We start from the raw sequence: 26894 nt of genomic DNA, 5'->3' as shown, positions 1-26894 counted from the left end.
CGGCGCCAGCGGGATCCGGACAGTGCGGTCCTCAGCCCGGCCGCCGGACTGTGAGGACAGCTCCTGTGCTCACTCCCAGCGGAAGAAGAGGGCGGAGACCACCACTCCGACCACCACGGCGGCGACCAGGGAGAGCAGCGGTGCCGCCTCGAGCGGGAGCCCGAGCCAGGCCTGCTGGAGCGCCTGCACTCCGGCGCCGAAGGGCAGGTGGTCCCCGATCCGGGCCACGGTCTCGGGCAGGGCGTCGCGACCTCCGAACATCCCGCCCAGCGCGCCCAGGCCGAGGAAGCCGACCAGCCCGATCGCCACGGCCGAGTTCGGCGTCGGCGAGATCGCGGCGACCACCATCCCCAGCGCGTACATCGCCGCGGCGGAGAGCCCCAGCACTCCCAGGGCCGTGCCGAGATGAGCGGGCGGGTTCAGCCCGAACACCGCGGCCGTGAACCCCAGCGCCAGCCCGATCCCGAGCACGGACTGGAGCACGGACACGATCACCTGGGCGGCCAGCACCATCAGCGGGCTCGCGGGGGTGGCGGAGAGCCTCTTCAGGACGCCGGAACGGCGGTAGTAGGCCAGGAAGCTGGGCATGTTCAGCACCCCGATCATCGTCAGCACCATCATCAGCATGATCGGCAGGACTCCGATGTCCAGGGCCGTGAAGCCCTCGCCGACCTCGACGTCGGCTGTGCTTCCCGCACTGGTGAGCAGTATCAGCAGAGGCAGTCCGAGCGGCGTGATCATCCCGGCGAGATCACGCCGGACCATCTTCGCCTCGGAGACCACCATGGTCCCGAGGGAACGCAGTCCCGGATGCCGGGCGTGCACAGGTGCAGGAACAGGGGAGGCAGGTGCGACGGTGCTCATTCGGCGGTCTCCATCTCATGTCCGGTGAACTGGACGAAGGCCTCGTCCAGGGTGGAGGTGCCGGCCTCCGCGACGAGCTCAGCCGGAGTGCCGGTGGCGAGCACGCGACCCGCCTGCAGCAGCACGATCCGGTCGCACAGCCGCTCGACCTCCTCCATGGCATGACTGATCAGCAGGATCGTGACCCCGTCGGCCTGCAGCTGCTCGATCGTGCGCCACATGCGCCGCCGGGCCGCAGGGTCCAGCCCAGTGGTCAGCTCGTCGAGGATCACCACGCGGGGCCTGCCGGCGAGGGCGAGAGCGACCGAGAGCCGCTGCTGCTGGCCGCCGGAGAGCTTCTCGAAGCGCACGTTGCGCTGCTCCTCGAGGGCGACCAGGTCCAGCAGCTCCGCCACCGGACGCGGGTCCGGGTAGAAGCTCCGGTAGAGCTCGAGCAGCTCGAGCACGGTCAGCGCACTGTGCAGCTCGGCGTCCTGCAGCTGGACCCCCAGCACCTGGCGCAGCGCACCCCGGTCACGGTGCGGGTCCAGCCCCAGCACCGAGACGCTCCCCTCGTCGTGCCGGCGCAGACCGGCGATCACCTCGACGGTCGTGGTCTTCCCGGCCCCGTTGATGCCGAGGATCCCGACGGTCTCGCCCTGGGCGATGTGCAGACTGATGTCGTCGACGACGACGCGGCGACCGTAGCGTTTGGTGAGGTGCTGGACCTGGACGGCGGGGTTCTTCGTGCTCAGCGGAGACATGGCACCGACGCTACGGAGAGGGAGCTCCCTCGCACGCGTGCCCGCCGTCATCGCTCCCGCACCGGCGCACCATGACGATCGGCACGGGTGGCCGGACCGGCCGGGATCTAGGGTGGTGCAATGCGGAGACTGGGCACCGAGAGCTGGGCGGGGATCGCGATGCTGGTCATCGCGGTGGCCGTCGCATCGCCGGCGCTGCTGGGTCTTATCGACCCCCTGATCCCGCGCGTGCTGTGGATCGCGCTGCTGGTGCTCTACATCGTCTCCGTGCTCGTCTCGGGGGCGTCCTCGTCACCGCCCGTGCCGCATTCCTCCCTCACGATCGCGGTGCTCACCTCCTGGGCCCTGGTGCTCACCGTGCCGGGGATGGGCCTGCTGGTCGTCCTGGTCGTGGTGACGGCGGCGATGAGCACCTACGTGGTGCCCCTGGCGGGAAGCATGGTGATCGTGCTGCTGAACACCGGGGTGGTGCTGCTGACCACGGTGCAGGCGGGGTCGCCGGCGGTGGAGATGCTGATGCTGAGCGGCTTCTACCTGCTGATCCAGCTGGCAACCGTGTTCAGCACCGCCACCCTGCTGCGGGAGCAGAGGATGCGCACCGAACTGGCCCAGGCGCACGTGGAGCTCAGGGCCGCCGGAATCCTGCTCGCGGAGACCACGCGCACCGCGGAACGGCTGCGGATCTCCCGCGAGCTGCATGACCTGATCGGGCACCAGCTCACGGTGCTGACCCTGAACCTCGAGGCTGCCAGACACGTGGGCCCCGAGCACGTGCGCGAGCACGTGGACCGGGCCGACGAGGTGGCGAGGGCGCTGCTGCGGGACGTCCGCTCGACCGTGGGGGAGATGCGGAGGCAGCCCGTGGATCTGTTGCAGCAGATGCGCAGCATGGTCGAGGGGCTGCCCGGACTCGAGGTCGACATCGACGTGGACCCGGACCTGGACCTGGGGGAGGAGCAGCAGATCGCGTTCCTCCGCCTCGCTCAGGAGGCGGTGACCAACACGATCCGCCACGCCGACGCCTCCCGGCTGCAGATCGACCTCTCCTGCGATCACGGGCAGGCGACGCTGCGCGCGCGGGACGACGGCGTCGGAGCCCGGGCACCGCGGCTCGGCAACGGCCTGCGCGGACTGCGTGAGCGGTTCGAGGAGCTCGGCGGGGAGCTGACCGTCGAGGGCGACCACGGCTTCACGGTCACCGGACGGGTGGCGACGTCATGACACGGGTGATCGTGGTCGACGACCAGGCGCTGGTGCGCGAGGGGATCCGCACGCTGCTCCAGGTGGCGGGGATCGACGTGGTCGCCGAGGCCGAGGACGGCAGGGCCGCGCTGACGGCGATCGCCGAGCACCCGGCGGACGTGGTGCTCATGGACCTGCGCATGCCGCGCACCGACGGGATCGGGGCGCTCGAGCAGCTGCGGGAGCAGGATTCCCAGGTGCCGGTCCTCGTGCTCACGACCTTCGATGACGACGAGCTGGTGCTGCGAGCCCTGCGCGCCGGAGCCCGGGGCTACCTGCTCAAGGATGTCACCGTCGAGCAGCTCGCCCACGCCGTGCGCACCCTCGAGAGGGGAGGCACCCTGATCTCCCCGTCCATCACCGATGGGCTGCTGCGCGCGATCCGCTCGGGGCCGGTGCCGGCAGAGGGCCAGGCCGTTCCGGTCCAGTCGCTGACCGAGCGGGAGATCGATGTGCTGCGCCTGCTCGCCGAGGGGTACAGCAACCGGGAGATCGCGGGCCTGCTCCACCTCGCCGAGGGCACCGTCAAGAACCACATCTCGACCATCCTGCAGAAGCTGGGGGCCCGCGACCGCACCAGCGCCGTGCTGCGAGCCCTGCGCGAGGGCGTACTGGGGTGAGGGGGTTCTCGGAGCAGTCGATACGGAGGCCCGGGCGGAGGAGATCATCTCCTCCCAGGACGTCCGTGGTCAGATCGTCGGGACCTCCGACGCCACCACGACCTTCCCGGCGGCGTCGTGGATCCTCACCTCAGAGACGTCCTCGCGCATCACCGCCGCATTCAGGCGGCACTCGATCGTGACCTCCGCACCGAGGAAGGTGCCCGAGGGCATCTCCTGACCGTCCTCGCGCACCAGGACGACCTCATAGGTCTCCCCGACCTCGAGACCGTCGATCTCCAGCACGGTCTCGGTGCCCCAGGTGTGCGCGACCAGGGCGACATCGATCGACGCGCCGGGAGGCAGGTCCCCGACCGCGACCTCCTCCACAGCACCCAGAGCACCCGGGGGTCCGGCCGGCGGCGCCTGGAGCCGATGATCGACGAGGACGCCGCCGAGAGCGCCCATGGCGATGAGACCGGCGGCGGCCAGCCCGAGCAGAGCGGGCGTCGCGCGCCGTCCCGCCCACCCGGCGCGCGGGCGGGAGGTCGGCGCGTCGTTCGCGAGCGGCGTCGGCGCTGCGCTGCGCGGCTGACCTGTCGTGGAAGCCAGGACCCGCTGCTCCAGCTTGGACGGGAGCACGGTCTCCTCCCAGCGGATCCCTGCTCGCTCGAGCAGCGCGACGGTCTCCCGCATCTCGTCCAGATCTCGGAGCATCGAAGGGTCCGCGGCGCAGGCCCGATCGAACTCTTGCCGCTCCTGCTCGTCGAGCTCGCCGGCCAGGGCGGCGGCGATCAGCTCCTCGCGGCGCGATGTGGAGTCCGTCATCGGTGGTCCTCCTCGGTCAGTTCGTCGCGCAAGGCCTTCATCCCGTAGAACATCCTCGTGCGCAGGGTCGCAGCCGGCACCCCGGTCCGTTCCGACAGCTGCTGATAGGTCAGTCCGTCCAGCTGCACGGCGACGATGACCTCCCGATGCTCCGCGCTCAAGGTCGCCAGCGCACAGTGGATCACAATCCGGTCCACCACCGCGCTCGCCTCAGTCCTCGGCTCGGCATCGCCCTCGAGGTGCTCGTCGGGAACCGGGGATGGTCGGCGGGCGCGCGCCCGAAGGGCGTCCACGACGACATTGCGGGCGATCGCGAACAACCACGTGCGCTGCGAGCCGCGATCGGCGCTGTACTTCTCCCGAGCCCGCCATGCCCGGACGAACGTCTCCTGCACGCAGTCCTCAGCGATATCGCCGTCCCGAGTGGAGTTGAAGGCGAAGCCGTAGAGAGCACCTCCGTGCTCGCCGTACGCCCGGTGGACGTCGAAACCTTCAGGGGACTCCGGGGGCAGCGCGACCACCCTTTCCGCGTTCGTCGTCGCCAGCACGGTCTTCTCCGTTCGAACAGGCACCTGTCCCAGGAGTACGGCACCGGCGCACCAAGCGTTCAACCGGAGCTAGGTTCTCCCGGGATGTCGCAGAGGCTCTGGAGAAACTCAGACGAAGTCGAGATTCAGGTGAACGGGATCACTCCCGCCGGAGTATATCCGGGCACAGCGGCCCCGATTCGCGGTACCGCTAGACCGGAAGGCAGACCATGCGCACGACGACGAGGACACGTATCGCCGCACTGACGGCCACCGCCGGACTGACGGGACTCATAACGGTCGCCGGAACCGCTCCCGCGCTGGCCGACGACGAGGTTCAGCGGCCCGACACCTTCACCAGCGCCTTCACAGCACACGCGAGTCCTGACGAGGTCATCGACTCCGACGGCAACCCCGTGGACGGCGAGCCGGGCGCGAGCGGGGAGTTCATGTTCTGGATCAACTCGGACGAGGAGATCATCTGCTACGAGATCACCCTGGACGGTGTGACGCCGCCGTACGAGAGCCCGGCCCGGACCGCCACGCACATCCATGCCGCGGCGGCCGGCGAGGCGGGGCCGCCGCGACTGGCGTTCCCCAATCCCGAGGGTGAGGGTGAGCTGGCCAGCTCCGGGTGCATGCAGGGCCCCTTCACCACCGGCCTCGAGGGTGAGGACGGAGTGGACACCGGTGAAGGATTCTCCCTGAAGGAGATCGAGGCAGATCCTGCGGCCTTCACGGCGGACACGCACACCGCCGAGTACCCGGCCGGAGCCGTTCGCGGCCAGCTGACTCAGGTGCCGGTCGGCGGGATCGACACCGGCCAGGGTGGCGCCGCCGACGAGGGTGCCGGTTCCGCATGGGCGGTGGCCGCAGGGGCGGTCGGTGCGGCAACAATCGGGACGGTCCTGATCGCTCGTCGCCGCACCGATGCGCGGTGAGGCAGTAGACCTTCCTCCACGTCGGTGGGTGCTGACGGCCGGGCTATCGGCCCTGGCGCTCGCCGCGTGCACCGTGCCGTCCGGTCCCTCGGGCCCGGACGGCACGCCCACCGGCGGGGGCGGGTCCGCTGATCCGCCGACTCCGGACCGGGACGCACCTGAGCAGGCGGACGGGGGGCCGTCAGCGGAGGATGACTCCTCGACGACCTCCCAGCGGGCCCCCGCGTCGGTCTCTGTCCCGTCCATCGATCTGGACGAGGAGCTGATCGTACTGGGCCTGCTCGAGGACGGGTCCCTGGAGGTGCCCCAGGACGCCGATCGGCTCGGCTGGTTCTCCGGGGGAGCGCTGCCGGGCGCTGCGGGCCCCACGGTGATCGCCGGGCACGTGGACTCCCACGAGGGCCCCGCGGTGTTCTGGAGGCTCTCCGAACTGGTGCCCGGCGACCGGGCAGAGGTGCGGAGCGTGGACGGCGGTCTGGTCTCGTACCTGGTGGACCGCGTCGAGAGCCATGACAAGGACGACTTCCCCACGAGAGACGTCTTCGGTGGCGGGTCGCAGGACACTCTTCGACTCATCACGTGCAAGGGGCCCTGGGTGGAGGAAGAGCAGTCGTATCGCGACAACCTCGTGGTCTTCGCGACGGCGCTGGTCCCGAATCGCCGCTGAGAGGCGTTGCCTCCGAGAGACGTTCGGGCCCCGGCGTGAGGCCGGGGCCCGAACATTCGGAGCGGGCGACGGGAATCGAACCCGCGTAATCAGTTTGGAAGACTGAGGCTCTACCATTGAGCTACGCCCGCGTTGCCGCACCATTGAACCAGATCAGCGCCTCGAGAGCACATCCGCAGTGGCGGAGGCGACATGCATCTGCTCACAGGGCCCCGATCCACCGGGGCATCGCACCGGGGAAGCGGGTAATATTCCCTGGGTTGCCCTCCGGGGTGTAGCTCAGCTTGGTAGAGCACCCGCTTTGGGAGCGGGAAGTCGCAGGTTCAAATCCTGTCACCCCGACTCCGCGCCGGGTCGCCGCCGTGCGAGTACCGGGGCGCGACGAGATACGTCCATCCGATGTCCATCCACAGGGAGACCTGACCAGTGAAGACCGAGTCCGAGAAGCTCAGCCCCACCCGGGTGAAGCTCACCGTCGAGGTGCCTTTCGACGACCTCAAGCCGGCCGTCGAGGCCGCCACCACGAAGATCGCCGATCAGGTGCAGATCCCGGGCTTCCGCAAGGGCAAGGTCCCCTCCAAGCTCGTCGAGCAGCGCTTCGGTCGCCCCGCGATCATGCAGGAGGCCGTCAACGACGCCCTTCCCGACTTCTACCAGAAGGCCGCGGCCGAGGCGGAGATCAAGCCCGTCGGCCGCCCCGAGGTCGAGGTCAACGAGGTCCCGGGCCTGGACGGCTCCGAGGAGGGCAACCTCCTGTTCACCGTGGAGCAGGATGTGCGCCCCGAGATCGCGCTGCCCGACTTCTCGACCTACGAGGTCGAGATCGAGGAGCCCGAGGTCGACGCCGACGCCGTCCAGGTGCGCCTGGACGAGCTGCGTGAGCGCTTCGGCACCCTCGTGGGCGTGGACCGTCCCGCCGCCGACGGCGACTTCGTCTCCCTCGACATGGTCGCGACCATCGAGGACGAGGAGATCGAGTCCGTCGAGGGCGTCTCCTACCAGATCGGTGAGGGCAACATGCTCGAGGGCCTCGACGAGGCGCTCATCGGGCTCTCCGCCGAGGAGACCACCACCTTCGTCTCCACGCTCGCCGGCGGCGACCGTGCCGGCGAGGAGGCGCAGGTCAAGGTCACCGCGCAGTCCGTCAAGGTGCGCGAGCTGCCCGAGGCCGATGACGAGTTCGCCGAGATGGCCTCCGAGTTCGACACCATCGACGAGCTCAAGGAGGACCTGAAGACGCAGGCCGCCGCCGACGCCGAGGGCAACCGCGTGGCCCTGGCCCGCAATGCTCTGCTCGAGAAGCTCCTCGAGGAGCTCGAGATCCCGGTTCCCGAGCAGCTGGTCGAGGACGAGATCCTCTCCCACCTCGAGAACGAGGGCAAGGAGGCCGGAGACCCGCACGGCGAGGAGATCCGCGAGGACACCGAGAAGGCGGTCCGTGCCCAGTTCCTGCTCGACGAGATCAACGGCACCCGCGAGGTGAACGTCGATCAGGGCGACCTCATGAACTACATGACGCAGCTCTCGGCGCAGTACGGCATCGAGCCCAACCAGCTCCTGCAGATGCTCGCCCAGTCCGGTCAGCTCGAGCAGATCTTCTCCGAGGTGCAGCGCTCCAAGGCGCTCGACGTGGTGCTCGCGGACGTGATCGTGAAGAACGCCGCCGGTGACGTCCTGGACCTCGGCCTGTCGAGCGAGGAGTCCGACGAGTCCGGCGACGCCGAGGCGGCTGCCGAGGAGAAGGCTCCTGCCAAGAAGGCTCCGGCGAAGAAGGCCGACGATGCGGCCGCGGAGTCGACCGACTCCGAGTGACCCTCCGCCCCTCTCCAGGGGCGCTCGATGACGGGCCGTCATCCCCTCCGGGATGGCGGCCCGTCGCCGTCGGTGGAAGACTTCGGAGTCCGGGCCGCGATCGTCGTGCGCCCGCTCACGGAGGTCCCTGATGGTATTCCCGACCACTCCTGCCACCAGCAAGGTCACCTGGGGGTTCACCGCCTCCCTGGACGGGTTCCTCGCGGGCCCCGGCCATGACATGGCCTGGCTCGAGGCGTGCCCGCCGATGGACCGCTCGGTGACCGCCGGGCTCGCGGCGCGGGTCGGCGTGATCCTCTCCGGGCGCCGCGGCTACGACGCCGCGCGGGAGCAGGCGGAGGAACGGGGCGAGCTGACCGCCGAGGCCTACGGAGGCGCCTGGTCGGGCACCGAGATCATCCTGACCCACCGGCCCGAGGAGCTCGCCGATGATCCGTCGGTCACCGCGTGGGACCTGGACGTGGTGGAGGCGGTACGGAGGGCGAAGGAGCTCGCCGCGGGCAAGGACGTGCAGATCATCAGCGCTGATATCGCCCGGCAGGCCCTCGAGCACGATCTCGTCGACGAGCTGCAGTACTTCTCGGCGCCCGTCATGCTCGGGGACGGTGTGAGGGTGTTCGAGGTCCCGGGCGGGCGGCTGGTCGAGTGGGAGCTGGTGGGCCCCATCGTGGGCGCCGAGGCGGCCTTCGGCCGGATCTACCGGCCGCGCTGAGCACGCTCCCGGCGGGAGGGCGGGCCCCGCTCCTGCTCGGGACCCTCGGGTGGGAGTTGCAGCCGCCGACCGCTGCCGCCCGTCGCCACCGAGCACCGCCGCCACGGCCACCACCGTCTCCTCGGCACCGTCTCCTCGGCGACGTGCCCGTGCATGCGAACGGCCCGGCTCCCCGAGGGGAGCCGGGCCGCAGGCTGTTCTGCGAGCGCGGATCAGCGGTAGGTCACGAAGCCGATCGGGTTGCCCCAGATGGAGCGCTCGACGACGCGCTGCTTGGAGCCGGAGGCGTCGATGATCTGGCCGTTGCCGGCGTAGATCGCCACGTGGCCGGACCAGGCGACGATGTCGCCGGGCTGGGCCTGGGACTGCGAGATCCAGCGACCGCCGTTGGCGATCTGGCTGGAGGTGCGCGGCACGCTGATGCCGGCGGCCTGGTAGGCGTAGTTGACCAGGCCGGAGCAGTCCATGCCGCCGAGGGACGAGCCGCCCCAGCTGTAGGGGGTGCCGATGGCGGAGCGGGCGGCGTCGACGATCGCGCTGCCGCTCGAGCTCGAGGAGGAGGCCGGAGCGGCGGTGCCGCCGGTGGAGACGCCGCCGCCGTTGAGGGAGGCGCGGGTCTTGGGGCCCACCACGCCGTCGACCTGGAGGCCGCTGGAGGACTGGTAGTTCTTGACCGCGGCGTGGGTGCGCTTGCCGAAGACGCCGTCGACCGAGAGACCCGCACCGTGATCGTTCAGCGCGGACTGCAGATCCTGCACGGCACCGCCGCGCGAGCCCCAGCGGAGCTTCTGCGTGGAATCGAGGACGGCCGACGGCGCGGTGATGGACGGTGCGGCGGGGGCGGTCTGCGCGGAGGGGGCGCTCACGGCCGGAGCGGCCGGGGCTGCCGGGGCGGCCTGCGCGGCGCCGCCGGTGAAGGCGGTGCCGAGGACGACGCCTCCGAGGACCGCTGCTCCACCGAGACCGCGAGCCGCGCGCTGTGCGTGGTGGGTCGGGAGCTGGGCTCGGCCGGGGATGCGATGCGTGTTGTTCTGAGCCATGATGTGCGGTTCGTTCCTTCCGGGCCCGGCCGGGTGCCGGGGAGTGATGCAGGCTGTGGTGACGACCGAAGTCGAGGCGACCTGGACAACATAAGAGCCGTCGGGACGCGGAGTCAGCAGGCTTGGGAGAGCCCGGCAGGTGTCTTGGGACGGTCTTTACGCACCTGTGCGGACTCGTGACCCGATCTCGCCCGGACTTGACGAAGCAGCGGGGGACGGTGCACATCCGTCGGGTTCCGGTCGTGCCTCGAGCCAGTGCGCCTGCGGCGAACAGGGGCCATCGGGAGCCCGCCCAGCGCCTAGAGTCGACCCATCGACGATTCCCGGCATGAAGGAGCACCCGTGTCCTCACAGAGCACTCAGCCCTCCCCGCCCCGCAACGCGGCGGGCGACACCCCGATGGGCCTGGACGACAACGTCTACCAGCGCCTGCTCCGCGAACGGATCGTGTGGCTCGGCTCCGAGGTGCGCGATGAGAACGCGAACGCGATCTGCTCGAAGCTGCTGCTGCTGGCGGCAGAGGATCCCGACAAGGACATCTACCTCTACATCAACAGCCCCGGCGGTTCGATCACCGCAGGTATGGCCATCTACGACACCATGCAGTTCATCAAGCCGGACGTGGTGACGATCGGCATGGGCATGGCCGCTTCGATGGGCCAGTTCCTGCTCTCCTCGGGCACCAAGGGCAAGCGCTACGCGACGCCCCACACCCGCGTGCTCATGCACCAGCCCCTCGGCGGGCTGGGCGGCACGGCCACGGACATCAAGATCCAGGCCGAGCTGATCCTCTCCATGAAGCGCACGCTCGCCGAGCTGATCGCCGAGCAGACCGGCAAGAGCATCGAGCAGATCACCCTCGACTCCGACCGTGACAACTGGTTCACCGCCGAGGAGGCCCTCGAGTACGGCTTCATCGACAAGATCATCAGCGGCTCCGGCGACGTCACCGGTGGTGGCGGCACCGCCGAGTGACCCTCCCGCGACATCCAGCGAACCCTTCACGCAAGGAGACCCCGTGACCTTCGATCCCCGTCCCTTCGGCGCCATGCCGATCGCCCAGGCCGGCCGCGCGGCGGCCATGCCGACCTCGCGCTACGTGCTGCCCCAGTACGAGGAGCGCACCGCCTACGGCATGAAGCGCCAGGACCCGTACACCAAGCTGTTCGAGGACCGCATCATCTTCCTGGGCGTCCAGGTCGACGATGCCTCCGCGGATGACGTCATGGCCCAGCTGCTGGTCCTGGAGTCCCAGGACCCGGACCGTGACATCACGCTGTACATCAACAGTCCCGGCGGCTCGTTCACGGCGCTGACCGCCATCTACGACACGATGCAGTACATCAAGCCCGAGGTCACCACCGTGTGCCTCGGCCAGGCGGCCTCCGCCGCCGCGGTGCTGCTCGCCGCCGGCGCCCCCGGGAAGCGTCTCGCGCTGCCCAACGCCCGGATCCTCATCCACCAGCCCGCGATGGGCGGGGAGGGCGGCGGCGGTCAGGCCTCCGACCTGGAGATCCAGGCGAACGAGATCATGCGCATGCGCGGCTGGCTCGAGGACACCCTGGCCGGCCACTCCGGCCGCACCAAGGAGCAGATCAGCAAGGACATCGAGCGGGACAAGATCCTCACCGCGCAGTCCGCCCTCGAGTACGGCCTGATCGATCAGGTGCTGGAGTCCCGCAAGTCTCCGAGCGCACAGATCGCGAAGTGATCCACCGCCGCCGCTGACGGCTCACGCCCTCTCCGCGGCGGCATCGCACGACCTGCCGACGACCCCTCGACCCCCGGCTGCCCGAGAGCGCCCGGGGGTCGAGGTCACCGTGAGGGACGCGCCGCTCGAGGGGTGGCCGCCTCCCGGGTTCGTCCCACGGTTCGCGGTACCGTGGTGGGGGTTCGCCGACCGCGGGAGTACCTCCGCGGACTCTGCGGAGCGCACTGCTGATCGCCTGACGAGAGGACACGGACATGGCGCGTACGAGCGATGGGGCCGACGTGTTCAAATGCTCCTTCTGCGGGAAGTCGCAGAAGCAGGTCGAGCGGCTGATCTCCGGACCCGGGGTGTACATCTGCGAAGAGTGCATCGAACTGTGCAACGAGATCATCGCCGAGGAGATCCAGGCGGCGCAGCCCAGCGCGCAGGAGCAGGCCCCGCTGCCGGCCCCGCGCGAGATCTTCGACTTCCTCGAGGAGTACGTCGTCGGGCAGGAGCCCGCCAAGCGCGCGCTCTCGGTCGCGGTGTACAACCACTACAAGCGTGTGCGCGCGCAGGATGCCGAGCAGGCCGCCTCGCCGGCCAGGAGCGCCGCCGCGAGCCTCGCCGAGGAGGCGAACCCCGAGCGTGACGACATCGAGGTCGCCAAGTCCAACGTGATGCTGGTGGGCCCCACCGGTTGCGGGAAGACCTACCTCGCCCAGACCCTCGCCCGCATGCTCGACGTCCCCTTCGCGATGGCGGACGCGACCGCGCTCACGGAGGCGGGCTATGTGGGTGAGGATGTCGAGAACATCCTGCTCAAGCTGTTGCAGGCCGCGGACTACGACGTCAAGAAGGCCGAGCGGGGCATCATCTACATCGATGAGGTCGACAAGATCGGCCGCAAGGCCGAGAACCCGTCGATCACCCGGGACGTCTCCGGGGAGGGCGTGCAGCAGGCGCTGCTGAAGATCCTCGAGGGCACCGTCGCCGCGGTGCCGCCGCAGGGCGGTCGCAAGCACCCCCACCAGGAGTTCATCCAGATCGACACCACGAACGTGCTGTTCATCGTGGCCGGTGCCTTCGCAGGGATCGAGGAGATCATCGGTCATCGCATCGGCAAGCGGGGGATCGGCTTCGGCTCGGAGCTGCACTCCCCGCTCGAGCAGGAGCAGCTCTACGGCAAGCTGCAGCCGGAGGACCTGCTGAAGTTCGGCCTGATCCCCGAGTTCATCGGGCGCCTGCCGGTGATCACCAGTGTGGCGAACCTGGATCGCGACGCACTGATCACCATCCTCACCGAGCCCCGGAACGCCCTGGTCAAGCAGTTCCAGAAGATGTTCGCCCTGGACGGCGTCGAGCTCGACTTCGAGCGAAGCGCCCTGGAGGCCGTCGCGGACAAGGCGATCGAGCGCGGCACCGGTGCTCGCGGTCTGCGAGCGATCCTCGAGGAATCCCTGCAGCCGGTGATGTTCGACATCCCCTCGCGCGATGACGTGGTCAAGGTCGTGATCACCGAGGGCGTGGTCGTCGAGGGGCGGGCCCCGCTGATGCTCACCGGCAAGGACGCCGAGACCGAGACCGGGCAGGACCAGCAGGAGCGCTCCGCATGACGGCGACCGATCACGCGGGCCCGGCAGGCGCCGCGTTCCCTGCGGAAGGTCCCGACTCCTCCGCTCTCGCCGCGGGGGACGCCCCCGCCGCGGAACGGGCCCGGCAGCTGCTGGTGAGCGAACGGCGCAGCATCGACAACATCGACGCAGCCCTCGTCCACCTGCTCGCAGAGCGGTTCTCGCATACCCAGCGGGTCGGGATGCTCAAGGCTGAGCACGGGCTGCCTCCGGCAGATCCGGCGCGGGAGCAGGAGCAGATCGCGCACCTGCGGGAGCTGGCGGACCAGGCGGGCCTGGATCCCACCTTCGCCGAGGCGTTCCTGAGGTTCATCGTCACCGAGGTGATCCGCCACCACGAGCAGATCCGTGACGAGGGCTCCGGCCAGAGCTGACGGCACTGCCCGGGTGGCCGTCATCGCGCGGAGGAGGGCATGGTGAGTCCTCCCCATCGACGATCCACGGCATTCTCCGTAGATTCCTTCTCAGTCAAGTCATCCTGGAGGAGGAGAGCGGAATGAGCGGGTTCTGGGGAGCCGATAGCGGGGCTGTGAGGCAGCAGGGGGGGGGCAGCACCGGTGCGGCAGGGACGGTGGAGTCCCTGATGGCCGCGTGCGGAGCAGTGATCGACGCGGTCGAGTGGGTGGGGCCGGATGCCGAGGCGTTCCGCGAGCGCTGGGGCGGGGAGGTGCGCTCGCGTCTCGAGCAGGTGATCGAGCAGCTGCGCGCCGACGGTGACGAGCTGACCCGCCACGCCGAGGAGCAGGACGAGGTCTCCGGCGGCGACGGCGGCGGCGTGCGGGGACCCGGCTTCCCGGGCATCCCCGGGATCCCGACACTGCCCGGCCTTCCGGACCCGTCGGAGATCTGGGGACCGATCGGACCGATCCTGCCCCTGCCCGACGTCCTCGCACGCCCGGAGCTCGGCGGCCCGGTCCTGGCACCCAGGACGCCCACGATCCCGCTCCCGGACTGCAACATCATGCCGCGCGGTGAGACGCTTCCGATCCTCGGGTTCCCGGAGGCGCGGCTGATCCGCTGCTTCACGACACCGGAGGTGATGCCCTTCCCGCCGGTGCTGGAGCCGCTCCCGGCGCCGATACCGCTGCCGACCCCGCTGCCGGTGCCGGGCCCCGCACCGATCCCGATGCCGCAGCCGCTGCCGCGCGACTGGCCGTTGCCCCAGCCGCTCCCGCAACCGCTGCCGATCCCCGACAGCTGGCCGCTGCCGCAGCCGCTGCCGCGTCCGGACGTCTACCGGATCTGAGCCCGGCAGCCGACGCCGAGCTGTCGGCGGCCGGGGCTCCCGATCCGTCGGCGACAGAGACTCCCGGCGGGCCAGGGGCGGGGTCTGCTGACGGGCCGACCTCCCGGCGTGCTCGCTGATAGCATTCAGCCATGGCACGCCTCACGTTCCTCGACTGGCCGGTCCTCCGGCAGCTCCGTGGGGCGGATCCCACGGGGCGCGGCAGCGCAGTGACGTCCGCGGCGACCCGCAGCACCGCCTCGCGCACCGCCTCGGCCGACGGCGTCGTGGACAGCGTCTGCCCCTACTGCGCGGTCGGCTGCAGTCAGCGGGTCCATCACCAGGACGGTCGGGTCGTCCACATCGAGGGGAATCCGGACTCCCCGGTCTCCCGCGGCCGCCTGTGTCCCAAGGGTGCGGCCAGCGAGCAGCTCGCGAACTCCTACCTCCGTCAGACCACGGTCCGCTACCGCAGGCCGTACGGCACCGAGTGGGAGGACCTCGAGCTCGACACGGCGATGGACATGATCGCCGATCGCTTCATCGCCGCCCGTCGCAAGCACTGGGAGGACCAGGACGAGCACGGCCGGCCTCTGAAGCGCACGATGGGCATCGCCAGCCTCGGCGGTGCGACCATCGACAACGAGGAGAACTATCTGATCAAGAAGTTCTTCACGGCCGCGGGCGCGATCCAGATGGAGAACCAGGCCCGCATATGACACTCCGCCACGGTTCCCGGTCTGGGAGCCTCGTTCGGTCGTGGCGGTGCCACGCAGCCTGTGCAGGACTTCGCCAATGCGGACCTCATCGTCATCGAGGGCTCCAACATGGCCGAGGCGCATCCGGTCGCCTTCCAATGGGTGATCGAGGCGAAGAAGCGCGGCGCGCGGGTCATCCACGTGGATCCTCGCTTCACCCGCACCTCCGCGAACGCTGATCGGCACATACCGATCCGCTCCGGGACCGACATCGTCCTGCTCGGCGGCGTGATCCGGCACGTGCTGGAGAACGAGCTGTATTTCAAGGAGTACGTCCAGGCGTACACCAACGCCTCGACGCTCATCTCGGAGGAGTACGGCGACCCCGAGGACCTCGACGGCCTGTTCTCCGGCTATGACCCCGAGACGTCCACCTACGACAACTCCGCCTGGGCCTACGCCGGCGACGAGGACAGCATCGCCCGGGGTCTGCCGGAGAGGGACGAGACCCTGCAGCATCCGCGCAGCGTGCTCCAGATCCTCCGGCGCCATTACGCCCGCTACACCCCGCAGATGGTCCAGGACACCTGCGGCATCTCCCCGGAGGACTTCGAGCATCTGGCGACCTCGATCGCCGAGAACTCCGGGCGGGAGCGGACCACGATGTTCGCCTACGCGCTGGGCTGGACGCAGCATCAGGGAGGGGCGCAGATGATCCGCACCTCCGGCATCCTGCAGCTGCTGATGGGCAACATGGGCCGCCCGGGTGGCGGGATCATGGCGCTGCGCGGCCATGCCACGATCCAGGGCTCCACCGACATCCCCACGCTCTACCACATCCTGCCCGGCTACCTGCCCATGCCGAAGGTGGGCCAGGACGACTTCGCCGAGTTCGTCCGCACCATCGGCAAGAAGGAGCAGAAGGGCTTCTGGGCGAACGCGGACGTCTACACGATCAATCTGCTGAAGGCCTGGTGGGGAGATCACGCGACGGCGGAGAACGACTGGGGATATCACCATCTGCCCAAGCTGACCGGCGCCCACGGCACCTACCAGACCACGATGCGGATGCTCGAGGACGGGGTCGACGGGTACTTCCTGTTCGGACAGAACCCGGCCGTCGGCTCCGCCAACGGACGGCTCCAGCGCCTGGGCATGTCGCACCTGCAGTGGATGGTGGTGCGGGACTTCTACATGATCGAATCCGCCACCTGGTGGCGGGACGGCCCGGAGATCGAATCCGGCGAGCTCTCCCCGGAGCAGATCGCCACCGAGTTGTTCTTCCTGCCGGCGGCGAACCACACCGAGAAGGCGGGCTCCTTCACGCAGACCCAGCGCATGGTGCAATGGCGTGACCAGGCCGTCGAGCCGCCCGGAGACGCGAAGAGCGACCTCGAGTTCATGTATGACCTCGGGGTGCGGATCCGTGAGAAGCTCAAGGACTCCACCGATCCCCGCGACCGCGCGATCCTGGAGCTCACCTGGGACTATCCCGTCAATGGGCACGGGGAGCCCGACGCCGAGGCGGTGCTCGCCGAGATCAACGGCCGCCACCTCGTCGGGGAGAAGGCCGGCCAGCCGCTGAGCTCCTTCGCAGAGATGAGGGCCGACGGCACCACGATCGGAGGCTGCTGGATCTACGCCGGGGTCTACGCCGACGGCATCAACCGGGCCCGCCGTCGCACCCCCGGCACGGAGCAGGATGAGATCGCCGCCGACTGGGGATGGGCCTGGCCGGCGAACCGTCGCATCCTCTACAACCGGGCCTCCGCCGACCCTCAGGGCCGGCCATGGAGCGAGCGGAAGAAGCTGGTGTGGTGGGACGAGGAGGCCGGTCAGTGGACCGGGGACGACATCCCCGACTTCCCCCTGACCAAGCGACCGGATGATCCCGGTGATCCCCATCAGGGCGGGGCGGCGGCGCTCTCCGGCACCGATGCGTTCACCATGCAGGCCGACGGCCGCGGCTGGCTGTTCGCGCCCACCGGGATGGTCGACGGTCCGCTGCCGACCCACTACGAGTCCCCGGAGTCGAACATCCGTAACCCGCTGTACCCGCAGCAGTCCAACCCCACCCGGGTCACCTTCCGGGACGAGGACAATCTCAGCTCTCCCGGGGCGATGGGTCCGGGCGGCGAGGTGTATCCCTATGTGTTCACCACCTACCGGATCACCGAGCACCACACCGCGGGCGGCATGAGCCGCTTCCTGCCGTATCTCGCCGAGCTCCAGCCGGAGATGTACTGCGAGGTCTCCCCGGAGCTCGCCGAGGAGGTGGGCCTGGAGCCCTACGGCTGGGCCACCATCATCTCGGCCCGCAGCGCGATCGAGGCGAAGGTGCTGGTCACCGAACGGATGGTCCCGCTGCAGGTGGGGGAGCGGACGGTCCACCAGATCGGACTGCCCTTCCACTGGGGCCAGGGCACCGAGGCGATCATCACCGGTGACGGTGCCAACGACCTCATCGGGATGAATCTCGACGCCAACACCCAGATCCAGAACAGCAAGAACAACTCGTGCACCCTGATCCCGGGGCGCCGGCCACGGGGAGCGGAGCGCGGGGAGTTGGTCGAGGCCTACCGCCGCCGTGCCGGGCTGGTCCTGGCCGAGCACCCGGCGGTCGACGGTGCCGAGGGCGCGCCGGGTGCCGGTCCCGCCGATGACGCGGTGGCGCATGCGGTGCGGGGGCCGGAGGAGGCCGGGGCAGTGCCCAGCGGAGAACCGTCGATGAAGGAGATGAAGCACCGATGAGCCTGCTCGCCGGACCGGACGGACCTGCTGCCAGCTCGGGCTGGGACCACACCCACGAGCGGAAGGGCTTCTTCACCGACACCTCGATATGCATCGGCTGCAAGGCCTGTGAGGTGGCCTGCAAGGAGTGGAACCACAACCCCATCGACGGGAATCTGGAGATCCTCGGCTCGAGCTACGACAACACCGGAGAGCTCAGCGCGAACACCTGGCGGCATGTCGCCTTCGTCGAGCAGGGTCAGGAGCGGATCGAGCAGGCCCGGGAGTCTGGGCGCACGCTCGTCAGCCTCGGGATGCCCGGCATCGGACCGAAGTCCTCGGGCCGCCGCGGCGCGACGCCGGCCGGGGACCTCTCGGACACCGACCGCACCCCGCCGGACACCCCCGAGTTCCGCTGGCTGATGTCCTCCGACGTGTGCAAGCACTGCACCAACGCCGGCTGCCTGGACGTCTGTCCGACCGGTGCGATCTTCCGCTCGGAGTTCGGCTCCGTGGTGGTCCAGCAGGACGTCTGCAACGGCTGCGGCACCTGCGTGAGCGCCTGTCCCTTCGGCGTCATCGAACGCCGCGACGACGGCACCATCTCCCCCTTCGCCCACCGCGAGGACCCGGTGGACCGGATGGGCACCGCCAGCAAGTGCACCCTCTGCTACGACAAGCTGGTCGACGGCCAGGAGCCCGCCTGCTCCGCGACCTGCCCCACGCAGTCCATCAAGTTCGGCGATCACCCCGACCTGACCACGGAGGCGCAGCAGCGCGTCACCGACCTCCACGAGCGCGGCATGACCGAGGCCCGGCTGTACGGGGCGAACCCGAAGGACGGCGTGGGCGGCACCGGCTCGGTGTTCCTGCTGCTGGACGAGCCCGAGGTCTACGGGCTCCCGCCGGATCCGCAGGTCCCCACGAAGTCCCTGCCCGCCACCTACGCCCGAGTGGGCCTCGCCGCTGCGGGCATGGTCGCCGTCGCCGCGCTGTCCTTCCTGGGAGGGCGTCGATGAGCCTCACCGAGTTCGACGCCGATCGCCCGCCCGAAGGGGCCCGCCGTCGTCGCCGCGGGAGGGGTCGCCGCCGCCGTGCTCTCACCGAGGTGGGGATGGGGGACGGCTCCCGCGAGGGTGCCGTCGTCGAGGACGTCGAGGTCGAGCGCGCCGACGAGTTCGACTCCTATTACGGCCGTCCCATCGTCAAGGCTCCGCCGTGGAAGGAGCCGATCGCGGTGTACCTGTTCCTCGGCGGGATCGCCGGCGGCTGCGGACTGCTCGCCTTCGGAGCGCACTGCACCGGCCGTCCCCTGCTGCGCCGCAGCACCCGCCTGATCGCCCTCGGCGCGGTCGGCGTGGGCACCGTCGCCCTGATCGAGGACCTCGGCAGGCCCGAGCGGTTCCTGAACATGATGCGCACCGTCAAGGTGAGCTCGCCGATGAGCCTGGGCACCTGGATCCTCGCCGGGTTCGGGAGCCTCTCCGGGGTGCTCGCCGCCCTTGAGGTGGACCGGCTGACGGGGCAGAGGCTCCCGCTCGGTCCGCTGCGCTCCCTGCTCGGCGCGCTCGAGACCCCCACCGCGGCCGGTCAGGCCGTGCTCGCCCCGCTGCTGGCCTCCTACACCGGAGCTCTGCTCGGCAACACCATCGTCCCCACCTGGGAGGCGGGTCGCGAGCACCTCTCCTTCCTCTTCGCCTCCTCCGCGAGCCTCGCCGCCGGCGGTGCCGCGATGGTGACCACCCCCGTCGAGGAGGCCGGGCCCGCCCGGGTGCTCGCCACGGCAGGGGTGGCGGGGGACGTGCTCTCGATGCACCTCATGAAGCGGTCGATGCATCCGCTCGAGGCCGAGCCGCTCGAGACAGGGCGAGCCGGAACGCTGCTGAAGTGGTCCGAGCGCCTCGCGATCGCCGGCGGCATCGGCACCCTGCTCGGGGGTCGCAACCGCTATGTCGCTGCGGCGAGCGGTGCGGCCCTGCTCGCCTCCTCGGCGCTGACCCGCTTCGGGGTGCTGTACGCGGGACTCGAGTCCGTGAAGGACCCGCGCCGCGTCGTCACCCCGCAGAAGGAACGCCTCGCCGCCCGTCGCGCCGCCGGCACCACCGACGACTCGATCACCACCGCCGGCTGAGCCCCGCCCCGCGCACTCACGGGGCAGCCCTCGCCCCGCGCCAGTGACGCACAGCGGGGCGATAGACCGAGCCATTCACCCCGCTTTGTGACGTTGATGAGGGCGTTCTCTCTGGAAGGGTGGGCGTGCCGGCATCTCAGCGCACGTCGATCCCGGCACCCTCCACCGTCTCGCCGATGATCGGGAAGCCGGGCACCTCACCGATCACCAGCAGCCCGCCCGAGGTCTGCGCATCCGCGAGCAGCAGCAGATCGTCCTCGGAGGTGCCGGCCCCGGCACGCAGCTGACCGCTCGCCTGCACCCACTCCAGGTTCCGCCGGGTCCCTCCGGAGACGTAGCCGTCGCGCAGCGCCTCGGCCGCCCCCTCCACGAGGGGCACGGCGCTCCGGTCGATCACCATTCCCACCTCGGAGGCGCGGCCCATCTTGAACAGGTGCCCCAGCAGTCCGAAGCCGGTCACATCGGTCGCCGCTCGCGCCCCAGCTGCGAGCGCGGCCCGCGAGGCGTCCCGGTTCAGTGCCGTCATGGACGCGATCGCCGCGGCGGAGACCTCACCGGTGGACTTCATCCGGTTGTTCAACAGACCCACCCCGAGAGGCTTGGTCAGCGTGATCGGCAGCCCTGCCTCGGCGGCGTCATTGCGCAGCAGGCGGTCCGGATGCGCGGTGCCGGTGACCGCCATGCCGTACTTGGGCTCCGGATCGTCGACCGAGTGCCCGCCGATCACCGGCACTCCCGCCTCACCGGCGATCTCGAGCCCGCCCGCGAGCACCTGCTGCAGCAGTTCGTAGGGGAGCACCCCGCGAGGCCAGCCCACCAGGTTGATCGCCACCACCGGCTCACCTCCCATCGCATAGATGTCGGAGAGGGCGTTCGCGGCCGCGATGCGACCCCAGTCGAAGGCGTCGTCCACCACCGGGGTGAAGAAATCCGCGGTGGAGAGCACCGCGGTGTTCCCGTCGGGCCCACCGATCCGCACCGCGGCGGCGTCGTCGCCGTCCTCCAGGCCCACGATCACCTGGTCGTACTGCTGGCCGGCCAACGCCGACACGACGTCCTCCAGCTCTCCGGGCGGGATCTTCGAGGCGCAGCCGCCACCGTGCGCCATCGTGGTCAGTCGGATCGCGGGCTGGGACACGGGCCGGATCGGGTTCTCGCTCATGGCTCGAGCCTAGGCCGTCCCGCCTGGAGGTGACAGGCCGAGTCGTCCCTGGTCCGGCGGTGATAGTTTGGAACGCGGAGGCGTACGTGTCCTGGTGGGCGCCCCGGTCTTCAAAACCGGTGAGACCGAGCATCTCGGTCTGGCGGGTTCGATTCCCGTCCGCCTCCGCCAATCCTTCGTCGTCCCATGACGACGTCACCGAGCCAGCCCCACCACCGAGCCAGCCCCAGGAGATCCCGTGCCCGTGCCCCCGCAGCCCGGTGAGGAGAGCTCGGACCCGCGCCGACGGATCCCGCGCACCGACCACCTGCTGGCGCATCCGGACATCGCGGGGGCGGCGCGCACGCTGAGCGAGCGCGTGGTGGTCGGCATCGTGCGCGCGACCCAGGACCGTGCCCGGGCAGGGGAGATCACCCCCGAGCAGGTCGAGGGCGAGATCCTCGCCGCTCTCGGGGACCGCTCCGCCACCTCCCTGCGCCCGGTCCTGAACGCGACCGGGGTCATCGTCCACACGAACCTCGGCCGGGCGCCGCTCTCGGACGCCGCGCGCGCAGCGCTCCAGGATGCCGCCGGGTACACCGACGTCGAGTTCGATCTCGGCACCGGCGCCCGCTCCCGGCGCGGAGCCGGTGCCCGGGCGGCGCTGCTCGCCGCCTGCCCCGAGGCCGAGGATGCCCTGGTCGTCAACAACGGCGCCGCCGCCCTGCTGCTGGCCGTGACGGCGCTCGCCGGCAGCGGCGAGGTGGTGCTCAGCCGCGGCGAGATGATCGAGATCGGTGCCGGCTTCCGCCTGCCGGAGCTGATCACCTCCACCGGTGCGGGCCTGCGCGAGGTCGGCACCACCAATCGCACCCACCTCGCCGACTATACGAAGGCGATCGGCCCCGAGACAGGGTGCGTGCTGCGGATCCACACCAGCAACTACCGCGTCATCGGCTTCACCTCCGAGGTGGGCCTGAGCGAGCTCGTCGGCCCCTGCCGCGAGGCCGGGCTCCCGCTGATCGCGGATCTCGGCAGCGGGCTGCTGCGTCCCGAACCCGGACTGCCCGAGGAGCCCGATGCCGCCACCGCTCTGCGGGACGGCGCCGACCTGGTCATCGCCAGCGGCGACAAGCTGCTCGGCGGCCCCCAGGCCGGGATCCTGCTGGGCAGCTCCGAGATCATCGCCCGCCTCGCCCGCCACCCCCTCGCCCGCGCCGTGCGCGCGGACAAGCTCACCCTCGCCGCGCTCGAGGCGACCCTCACCGGGCCCGTCCCTCCGGTGCTGGAGGCGCTGCGCCAGGACCCGGACGCCGTGCGCGAGCGCACCGAGCGCCTCGCCGCACAGGTAGGTGGGCGAGTGCTCGTCCATGAAGGTCGCGTCGGCGGCGGGGGAGGGGCCGAGGTGCCGCTGCCCGGCTGGGCGCTCGCCCTCGAGGCAGAGCTCGCCGCCCCGCTGCGCACCGGTGATCCGGCGGTGGTCGCCACCGTGCGGGACGGCGACTGTCTGCTGGATCTGCGCTGCCTCCCTGCCGAGGCGGATGAGCGCGTGGCCACCGCGGTGACCGCAGCTCGTGCCGTGCTCCGCGGGTCTGCCGCGCCCGGGGCAGCCTCGCCCGGGTCTGCCTCGCCCGGCTCCGCCCTGCGCGGCCCCGCCCTGCCCGGTCCTGGCCGGTCCGACACCCCTGCAGGTCACTGACCGTGCAGGTCATCGCCACGGCTGGGCACGTCGACCATGGCAAGTCGACTCTCATCAGAGCCCTCACCGGGATCGAGCCGGATCGTCTGGCCGAGGAGAGGCGCCGCGGGCTGACCATCGACCTCGGCTTCGCCTGGACCGCCCTTCCCTCCGGCGCCGAGATCTCCTTCGTCGACGTCCCCGGCCACGAGCGCTTCCTCGGCAACATGCTCGCCGGCCTCGGCCCCGCCCCGATCGTGTGCTTCGTGGTCGCGGCCGACGAGGGCTGGCAGGCCCAGTCCAGCGACCATCGGGACGCGCTGGCCGCGCTCGGCATCGACCAGGGCCTGATCGTCGTCACCCGCAGGGACCTGGCTCCGGAGCGGGTCGCGGACGTCATTGCCCAGGCCCGTGCGGAGCTGTCCGGAACCGGTCTCGCCCATGCCCCCGCCCTGGCGGTCTCCGCGGTCACGGGGCAGGGGCTGAGCGAGCTGAGGAACCAGCTGGACGCCGTCGTCGCCGCTGCTCGAGCGCCCGAGGCGGATCACAGGGTGCGGCTCTGGGTGGACCGCGCCTTCAGCATCTCCGGCGCCGGCACCGTGGTCACCGGGACACTCGCCGCCGGCACGCTGCGCCGAGGAGACCAGCTGGCGCTGTGCGGGGCGGGGCTCAGCCGCGACGTGGTGGTGCGCGGAGTGCAGAGTCGGGGTGGGGCGCTCGAGCAGCTGGGTCCGGTGAGTCGTGCCGCGGTGAACCTGCGCGGCGTGAGCACCGAGGAGATCGGGCGCGGTGACGCGCTGCTCACCCCCGGGGCCTGGGAGATCACCGCTCAGTTGGATGTGCGCCGGACGACGGGGCGAGCGCTGGACGATGCCGCGCCCGAGATCATGGTCCATATGGGCACCGCTGCTGTCCCTGCCAGGGTGCGCCCTTTCGGCGCGGACCATGCCCGGCTCACCCTGGCGCGACCGCTCCCGGTGAGAGTCGGGGACCCGATCGTGCTCCGGGGCAGCGGCAGTCGATCGGTGCACGGCGGTGCGCTGGTGCTCGACGTCGATCCGCCCGTGCTCGGGCGCCGCGGGGACGGTGCGCGCCGCCGTGCCACCCTGGAATCGATGCCCGCAGGTGGTGATGCCGGAGTGGAGGTGCAGCGACGGGGCGCGCTGCGGGAGGCATCGCTCGAGCGTTTCGGGATCATCGTGCGGTCCCCGCTCCCCGAAGGTCTCCACAGAGCGCAGGGCTGGCTGTTCTCGACCGACGCGCTCGGGCGCTGGACCACAGAGCTGCACGCTCTGCTGGACCGGGACCGCGCTTCAGATCCGCTCTCCTCAGGCATCCCCCGCAAAGCAGCGGTCGATGCACTCGCCCTGCCCGATGCCACGCTGCTGGACACCGTCATCGCTGCCGCAGGCCTCGAGCGACGCGACGGCCGCGTGCTCGACGGCTCCGTCGCGAGAGGGCTCGGTGCCGCGGAGGCCGGCATCTCCTCCCTCGAGCAGCGGCTGCTCATCGCCCCCTTCGCGGCACCGGAGGCGGAGGAACTCGCCGCACTGCACCTCGGACCGCGCGAGCTCGCCGCGGCTGCAGCACAGGGACGCCTGCTGCGCCTGCCCGGAGAGGTGGTCCTGCTGCCGAGCTCACCGGCGCTGGCGATGAGGGAACTGGCGGCGCTGCCCCAGCCCTTCACCGCCAGTACGGCGCGCCGAGCCCTGGGCACCACTCGTCGGACTGTGATCCCGCTGCTCGAGCATCTCGACAGCCGGGGATGGACCCGACGGGTGACGGCCGGACTCCGCGAGATCGTGCGCTGAGCGCTGAGCGCTGAGTGCTGAGTGCTCTGCTCTGCCGTACGGCGCCGTGTGCCTGGGCCGTACGGCGATGCGCGCCTGCTGGCGGGGGACAGAGGTCAGCGCCGCGCCGCGAGCCAGGCCCTGTGTGCGTCGAGCAGCGCGTTCTGCGCCTCGCTGTGGTCCGCTGCCCCCAGGAGTGCGGCGGGGGAGGTCTGCGACGTCCACAGGGCCCTGACCGGCACCTGTCGACGGTCGTGCAGCTGGGCGACCAGGACGGTCTGCTTCTGGTTCGCCGGGGGCGGGAGCAGCTGGTGCACCTGCTCCCAGCGCAGGGACTGCTCCGCTCCGAGGAAGCCGCACCACCGGAAGCCGTCGTCGTCGATCACGAGTCGGGCGCGGCGGGCGATCCAGAGGATGAACAGTCCTCCGCCCACGCCGAGCAGAGCGGGGATGAATAGCATCAGGAACCATGCGGTCTGCATCGCGATGGACAGGATCACCGCCGTGAGCGCTCCCCCGATCCCGATCAGGATCACCAGGGGACCGACGAAGAAGTTTATCCGTGAGTCATTGCTGCGGATGGTCGTGGGCACTGTGCTCTCCGAGCTGGGATGGTGAACGGACCATGCCACATTACTGCCTGCCGTCGGGGTCCAGCACCCTGGGCGGGCCCGGTGGGGAGTTGTCCCCATGGTCGTCGGTCCGGGCTCGGGCTAGCGTTGGAGAGATCAGGGTGAGCAACGATCGAGGGTGGACGGCATGGCGGGCTTCTACGGCGGCGACACCGAGCAGATGCGCGGGCACGGCACAGCGTGCAAGCAGGGTGCCGAGAGCATCCTCGAGGTGACAGAGCGGGCGAGGGCCCTCATCGACGCAGTGGCATGGGTCGGACCGGACGCCGACGCCTTCCGCGACCTCTGGCACGGGAGCGTCGAGCCGGGCCTTCGCTCGGCCTCGGACGAGGTCCGCGGTCATGGGGACGAGCTGGACAAGAACGCCGACGAGCAGGACGAGGCCTCCGGCAGCGGCGACGGCGGTGGCATTCTCGACCGTCTCCGCGACCTCCTCGACGACATGCCCCCGATCGTCGGACCGGTGCCCGGATCCCCGCTCACCCCCGACGTCATCCGGGATGTCGCCGACGGGCTCGATGACTGGTTCACCGGCGGAGGCGCGACCGGGGACCAGTCCATGTTCGGCGCCGAAGACGACTTCGGCGAGGGGCAGGTCGCGGCCGACGGTCGACCGATCGGGCAGCACGATGCGGGCGGCTCCTACTGGGAGGGTCGGGAGATCGAGAACGATGCGGGCTATGTCGACGTCCGTGCGGAGGCTCGGGCGAGCGCAGGTGCCCACGTCACCCAGGACGAGTTCGGCAATTACACAGCGAGCGCCGGGGCACGCGCCGGTGCGGAGGTCGGTCTTGACGAAGCCCTGTACGGGCCCGACGGCGAGCCGCTGCTCTCCGCCGGAGGGCGCGTGGGCGCCGAGGCGTATGCAGAGGCTGGGGTCAGTGGCGGTCCTGATGGTGTGAGCGGGGGCGCGCGAGCCGGCATCGGCGCCTATGGGGATCTGTCGGTGACGGCCCATGGGCCGTTCGGGGCGAGCAATGAACTGGGTGTCGAGGGGTATGCGGGCGCCCATGCCGAAGCGAACGCCTACGCGAATCTCACACGGAACGAGAACGGTCAGATCAACGGTGCGGAGTGGGGTGCGGGAGCCTCCGCCTTCGCGGGGGCGGAGGGCGCTGCCACCTTCGAACAGACATCACCTGGTGGATGGTTCTTCGCGGAAGGCTCTGCCGGTGCTCAGGCCGGTGCGGGCATCGGCGGGGACACCGGCGGCGCCTTCTCCACCGATGAGATCTCCTTCGGCATCGGAGGTGAGGTCGCACTGGGTGGCGGGGTGACCGGCGACCTCACGGTGGCCATCCACCCCAACGAGATCGTCGATACCTTCACCCCGGGCGACTACAACATCGACGACGCCCTGAGCGACGCCTCGGGTGCAGCCCGCGACGCGGGAAACTGGGTTGCCGACAACTGGCCCTTCTGATCCCGTGAGAACGGCACCGCCCCGACTCTGGTGATCAGCGCTCGGACCGTGCGGTGGGGGCACGATCCCCGTCAGCCCCTTCGATCCAGCCGCTGCCGTCCGCCGCTGTCCGGACGGTCAGCGACCCTGCGGAGGGTGCTCGGCGAG

General features: G+C 70.5%; 24 protein-coding genes and 3 tRNA genes. 19 read left to right on the top strand and 8 right to left on the bottom strand.

The window, feature by feature from the left end; translation table 11 throughout:
- Positions 1-69: 69 nt before the first annotated feature.
- Both VF289_RS06725 and VF289_RS06720 read right to left on the bottom strand, forming a co-directional pair.
- A complete protein-coding gene (locus VF289_RS06725) occupies positions 70-864 on the bottom strand; it encodes an ABC transporter permease (protein ID WP_330882368.1) in 795 nt (264 codons plus the stop codon).
- On the bottom strand, positions 861-1607 hold the full coding sequence (locus tag VF289_RS06720; protein WP_330882366.1) for an ABC transporter ATP-binding protein: 747 nt from the start codon (positions 1605-1607) through the stop codon (positions 861-863). Before VF289_RS06720 ends, VF289_RS06725 begins: the two co-directional genes overlap by 4 nt.
- A gap of 120 nt (positions 1608-1727) precedes the next feature.
- On the opposite strand from VF289_RS06720, the gene VF289_RS06715 reads away from it, so the two are divergent.
- Both VF289_RS06715 and VF289_RS06710 read left to right on the top strand, forming a co-directional pair.
- Complete coding sequence (locus tag VF289_RS06715) at positions 1728-2828, top strand: sensor histidine kinase (protein WP_330882364.1); 1101 nt, start codon at positions 1728-1730, stop codon at positions 2826-2828.
- Complete coding sequence (locus VF289_RS06710; RefSeq protein WP_330882362.1) at positions 2825-3469, top strand: response regulator transcription factor; 645 nt, start codon at positions 2825-2827, stop codon at positions 3467-3469. The genes VF289_RS06715 and VF289_RS06710 overlap by 4 nt, the downstream gene beginning before the upstream one ends.
- Positions 3470-3538: 69 nt before the next feature.
- Here the strand turns inward: VF289_RS06710 and VF289_RS06705 are convergent, their stop codons facing one another.
- The gene (locus VF289_RS06705; protein ID WP_330882360.1) at positions 3539-4276 is read right to left on the bottom strand and encodes a hypothetical protein; all 738 of its coding nucleotides are present in this window, start codon (positions 4274-4276) and stop codon (positions 3539-3541) included.
- Complete coding sequence (locus tag VF289_RS06700; protein ID WP_330882358.1) at positions 4273-4824, bottom strand: RNA polymerase sigma factor; 552 nt, start codon at positions 4822-4824, stop codon at positions 4273-4275. Before VF289_RS06700 ends, VF289_RS06705 begins: the two co-directional genes overlap by 4 nt.
- Before the next feature lie 209 nt (positions 4825-5033).
- On the opposite strand from VF289_RS06700, the gene VF289_RS06695 reads away from it, so the two are divergent.
- Entirely contained in the window at positions 5034-5744 is a 711-nt protein-coding gene (locus VF289_RS06695; RefSeq protein WP_330882356.1) for a CHRD domain-containing protein, read from the top strand.
- On the top strand, positions 5734-6411 hold the full coding sequence (locus VF289_RS06690) for a class F sortase (protein WP_330882354.1): 678 nt from the start codon (positions 5734-5736) through the stop codon (positions 6409-6411). The genes VF289_RS06695 and VF289_RS06690 overlap by 11 nt, the downstream gene beginning before the upstream one ends.
- A gap of 60 nt (positions 6412-6471) precedes the next feature.
- Here the strand turns inward: VF289_RS06690 and VF289_RS06685 are convergent.
- Positions 6472-6542 (bottom strand) — tRNA-Gly (locus VF289_RS06685).
- A 137-nt stretch (positions 6543-6679) separates the two neighbouring features.
- On the opposite strand from VF289_RS06685, the gene VF289_RS06680 reads away from it, so the two are divergent.
- The 3 genes from VF289_RS06680 to VF289_RS06670 all read left to right on the top strand — a co-directional run bounded on the left by VF289_RS06680 (position 6680) and on the right by VF289_RS06670 (position 8935).
- A tRNA-Pro gene (locus VF289_RS06680) sits at positions 6680-6753 on the top strand.
- An 84-nt stretch (positions 6754-6837) separates the two neighbouring features.
- Positions 6838-8223, top strand: a complete 1386-nt coding sequence (gene tig, locus VF289_RS06675; RefSeq protein ID WP_330882352.1) for a trigger factor — start codon at positions 6838-6840, stop codon at positions 8221-8223.
- Between the two features lie 130 nt (positions 8224-8353).
- Positions 8354-8935 carry a dihydrofolate reductase family protein gene (locus tag VF289_RS06670; RefSeq protein ID WP_330882350.1) on the top strand — a complete coding sequence of 194 codons (582 nt, stop codon included), beginning with the start codon at positions 8354-8356 and terminating at the stop codon, positions 8933-8935.
- Between the two features lie 212 nt (positions 8936-9147).
- Here VF289_RS06670 and VF289_RS06665 read toward each other — a convergent pair whose 3' ends face one another.
- Entirely contained in the window at positions 9148-9975 is an 828-nt protein-coding gene (locus VF289_RS06665) for a C40 family peptidase (protein ID WP_330882349.1), read from the bottom strand.
- A 399-nt stretch (positions 9976-10374) separates the two neighbouring features.
- On the opposite strand from VF289_RS06665, the gene VF289_RS06660 reads away from it, so the two are divergent.
- From VF289_RS06660 to nrfD, 8 genes are all read left to right on the top strand, one after another.
- A complete protein-coding gene (locus VF289_RS06660) occupies positions 10375-10950 on the top strand; it encodes an ATP-dependent Clp protease proteolytic subunit (protein WP_330882563.1) in 576 nt (191 codons plus the stop codon).
- 73 nt (positions 10951-11023) lie between these two features.
- Positions 11024-11686, top strand: a complete 663-nt coding sequence (locus tag VF289_RS06655; RefSeq protein WP_330882561.1) for an ATP-dependent Clp protease proteolytic subunit — start codon at positions 11024-11026, stop codon at positions 11684-11686.
- A gap of 254 nt (positions 11687-11940) precedes the next feature.
- Positions 11941-13281 carry an ATP-dependent Clp protease ATP-binding subunit ClpX gene (clpX, locus tag VF289_RS06650; protein WP_330882347.1) on the top strand — a complete coding sequence of 447 codons (1341 nt, stop codon included), beginning with the start codon at positions 11941-11943 and terminating at the stop codon, positions 13279-13281.
- Positions 13278-13673: a chorismate mutase gene (locus tag VF289_RS06645; protein ID WP_330882345.1), complete on the top strand. Its 396-nt coding sequence runs from the start codon at positions 13278-13280 to the stop codon at positions 13671-13673. The genes clpX and VF289_RS06645 overlap by 4 nt, the downstream gene beginning before the upstream one ends.
- A gap of 209 nt (positions 13674-13882) precedes the next feature.
- On the top strand, positions 13883-14545 hold the full coding sequence (locus tag VF289_RS06640; RefSeq protein WP_330882343.1) for a hypothetical protein: 663 nt from the start codon (positions 13883-13885) through the stop codon (positions 14543-14545).
- A 131-nt stretch (positions 14546-14676) separates the two neighbouring features.
- Complete coding sequence (gene fdnG / locus VF289_RS06635) at positions 14677-17973, top strand: formate dehydrogenase-N subunit alpha (protein ID WP_330882341.1); 3297 nt, start codon at positions 14677-14679, stop codon at positions 17971-17973.
- Positions 17970-18971: a 4Fe-4S dicluster domain-containing protein gene (locus VF289_RS06630; RefSeq protein WP_330882339.1), complete on the top strand. Its 1002-nt coding sequence runs from the start codon at positions 17970-17972 to the stop codon at positions 18969-18971. Before fdnG ends, VF289_RS06630 begins: the two co-directional genes overlap by 4 nt.
- Positions 18968-20083, top strand: a complete 1116-nt coding sequence (gene nrfD / locus VF289_RS06625) for an NrfD/PsrC family molybdoenzyme membrane anchor subunit (RefSeq protein WP_330882337.1) — start codon at positions 18968-18970, stop codon at positions 20081-20083. Before VF289_RS06630 ends, nrfD begins: the two co-directional genes overlap by 4 nt.
- 136 nt (positions 20084-20219) lie before the next feature.
- On the opposite strand, the gene selD is transcribed toward nrfD, so the two are convergent.
- On the bottom strand, positions 20220-21245 hold the full coding sequence (gene selD, locus VF289_RS06620; protein WP_330882335.1) for a selenide, water dikinase SelD: 1026 nt from the start codon (positions 21243-21245) through the stop codon (positions 20220-20222).
- 76 nt (positions 21246-21321) lie between these two features.
- Between selD and VF289_RS06615 the strand changes: the two genes are divergently transcribed.
- The 3 genes from VF289_RS06615 to selB all read left to right on the top strand — a co-directional run bounded on the left by VF289_RS06615 (position 21322) and on the right by selB (position 24713).
- Positions 21322-21416 (top strand) — tRNA-Sec (locus VF289_RS06615).
- A 67-nt stretch (positions 21417-21483) separates the two neighbouring features.
- Positions 21484-22923, top strand: a complete 1440-nt coding sequence (gene selA, locus VF289_RS06610) for an L-seryl-tRNA(Sec) selenium transferase (RefSeq protein ID WP_330882333.1) — start codon at positions 21484-21486, stop codon at positions 22921-22923.
- Positions 22924-22925: 2 nt separating this feature from the next.
- Positions 22926-24713: a selenocysteine-specific translation elongation factor gene (selB, locus tag VF289_RS06605; RefSeq protein WP_330882331.1), complete on the top strand. Its 1788-nt coding sequence runs from the start codon at positions 22926-22928 to the stop codon at positions 24711-24713.
- Positions 24714-24808: 95 nt separating this feature from the next.
- Here the strand turns inward: selB and VF289_RS06600 are convergent, their stop codons facing one another.
- The gene (locus tag VF289_RS06600) at positions 24809-25285 is read right to left on the bottom strand and encodes a PH domain-containing protein (RefSeq protein ID WP_330882329.1); all 477 of its coding nucleotides are present in this window, start codon (positions 25283-25285) and stop codon (positions 24809-24811) included.
- A 166-nt stretch (positions 25286-25451) separates the two neighbouring features.
- Between VF289_RS06600 and VF289_RS06595 the strand changes: the two genes are divergently transcribed.
- Positions 25452-26747 carry a hypothetical protein gene (locus tag VF289_RS06595; RefSeq protein ID WP_330882327.1) on the top strand — a complete coding sequence of 432 codons (1296 nt, stop codon included), beginning with the start codon at positions 25452-25454 and terminating at the stop codon, positions 26745-26747.
- The last annotated feature ends 147 nt before the right edge of the window (positions 26748-26894 follow it).

This window comes from Brachybacterium sp., assembly GCF_036379615.1.
GTDB lineage: Bacteria > Actinomycetota > Actinomycetes > Actinomycetales > Dermabacteraceae > Brachybacterium.
Note: the sequence above shows the minus strand (reverse complement) of the source record. Positions and strands in the feature narration are given on the sequence as shown.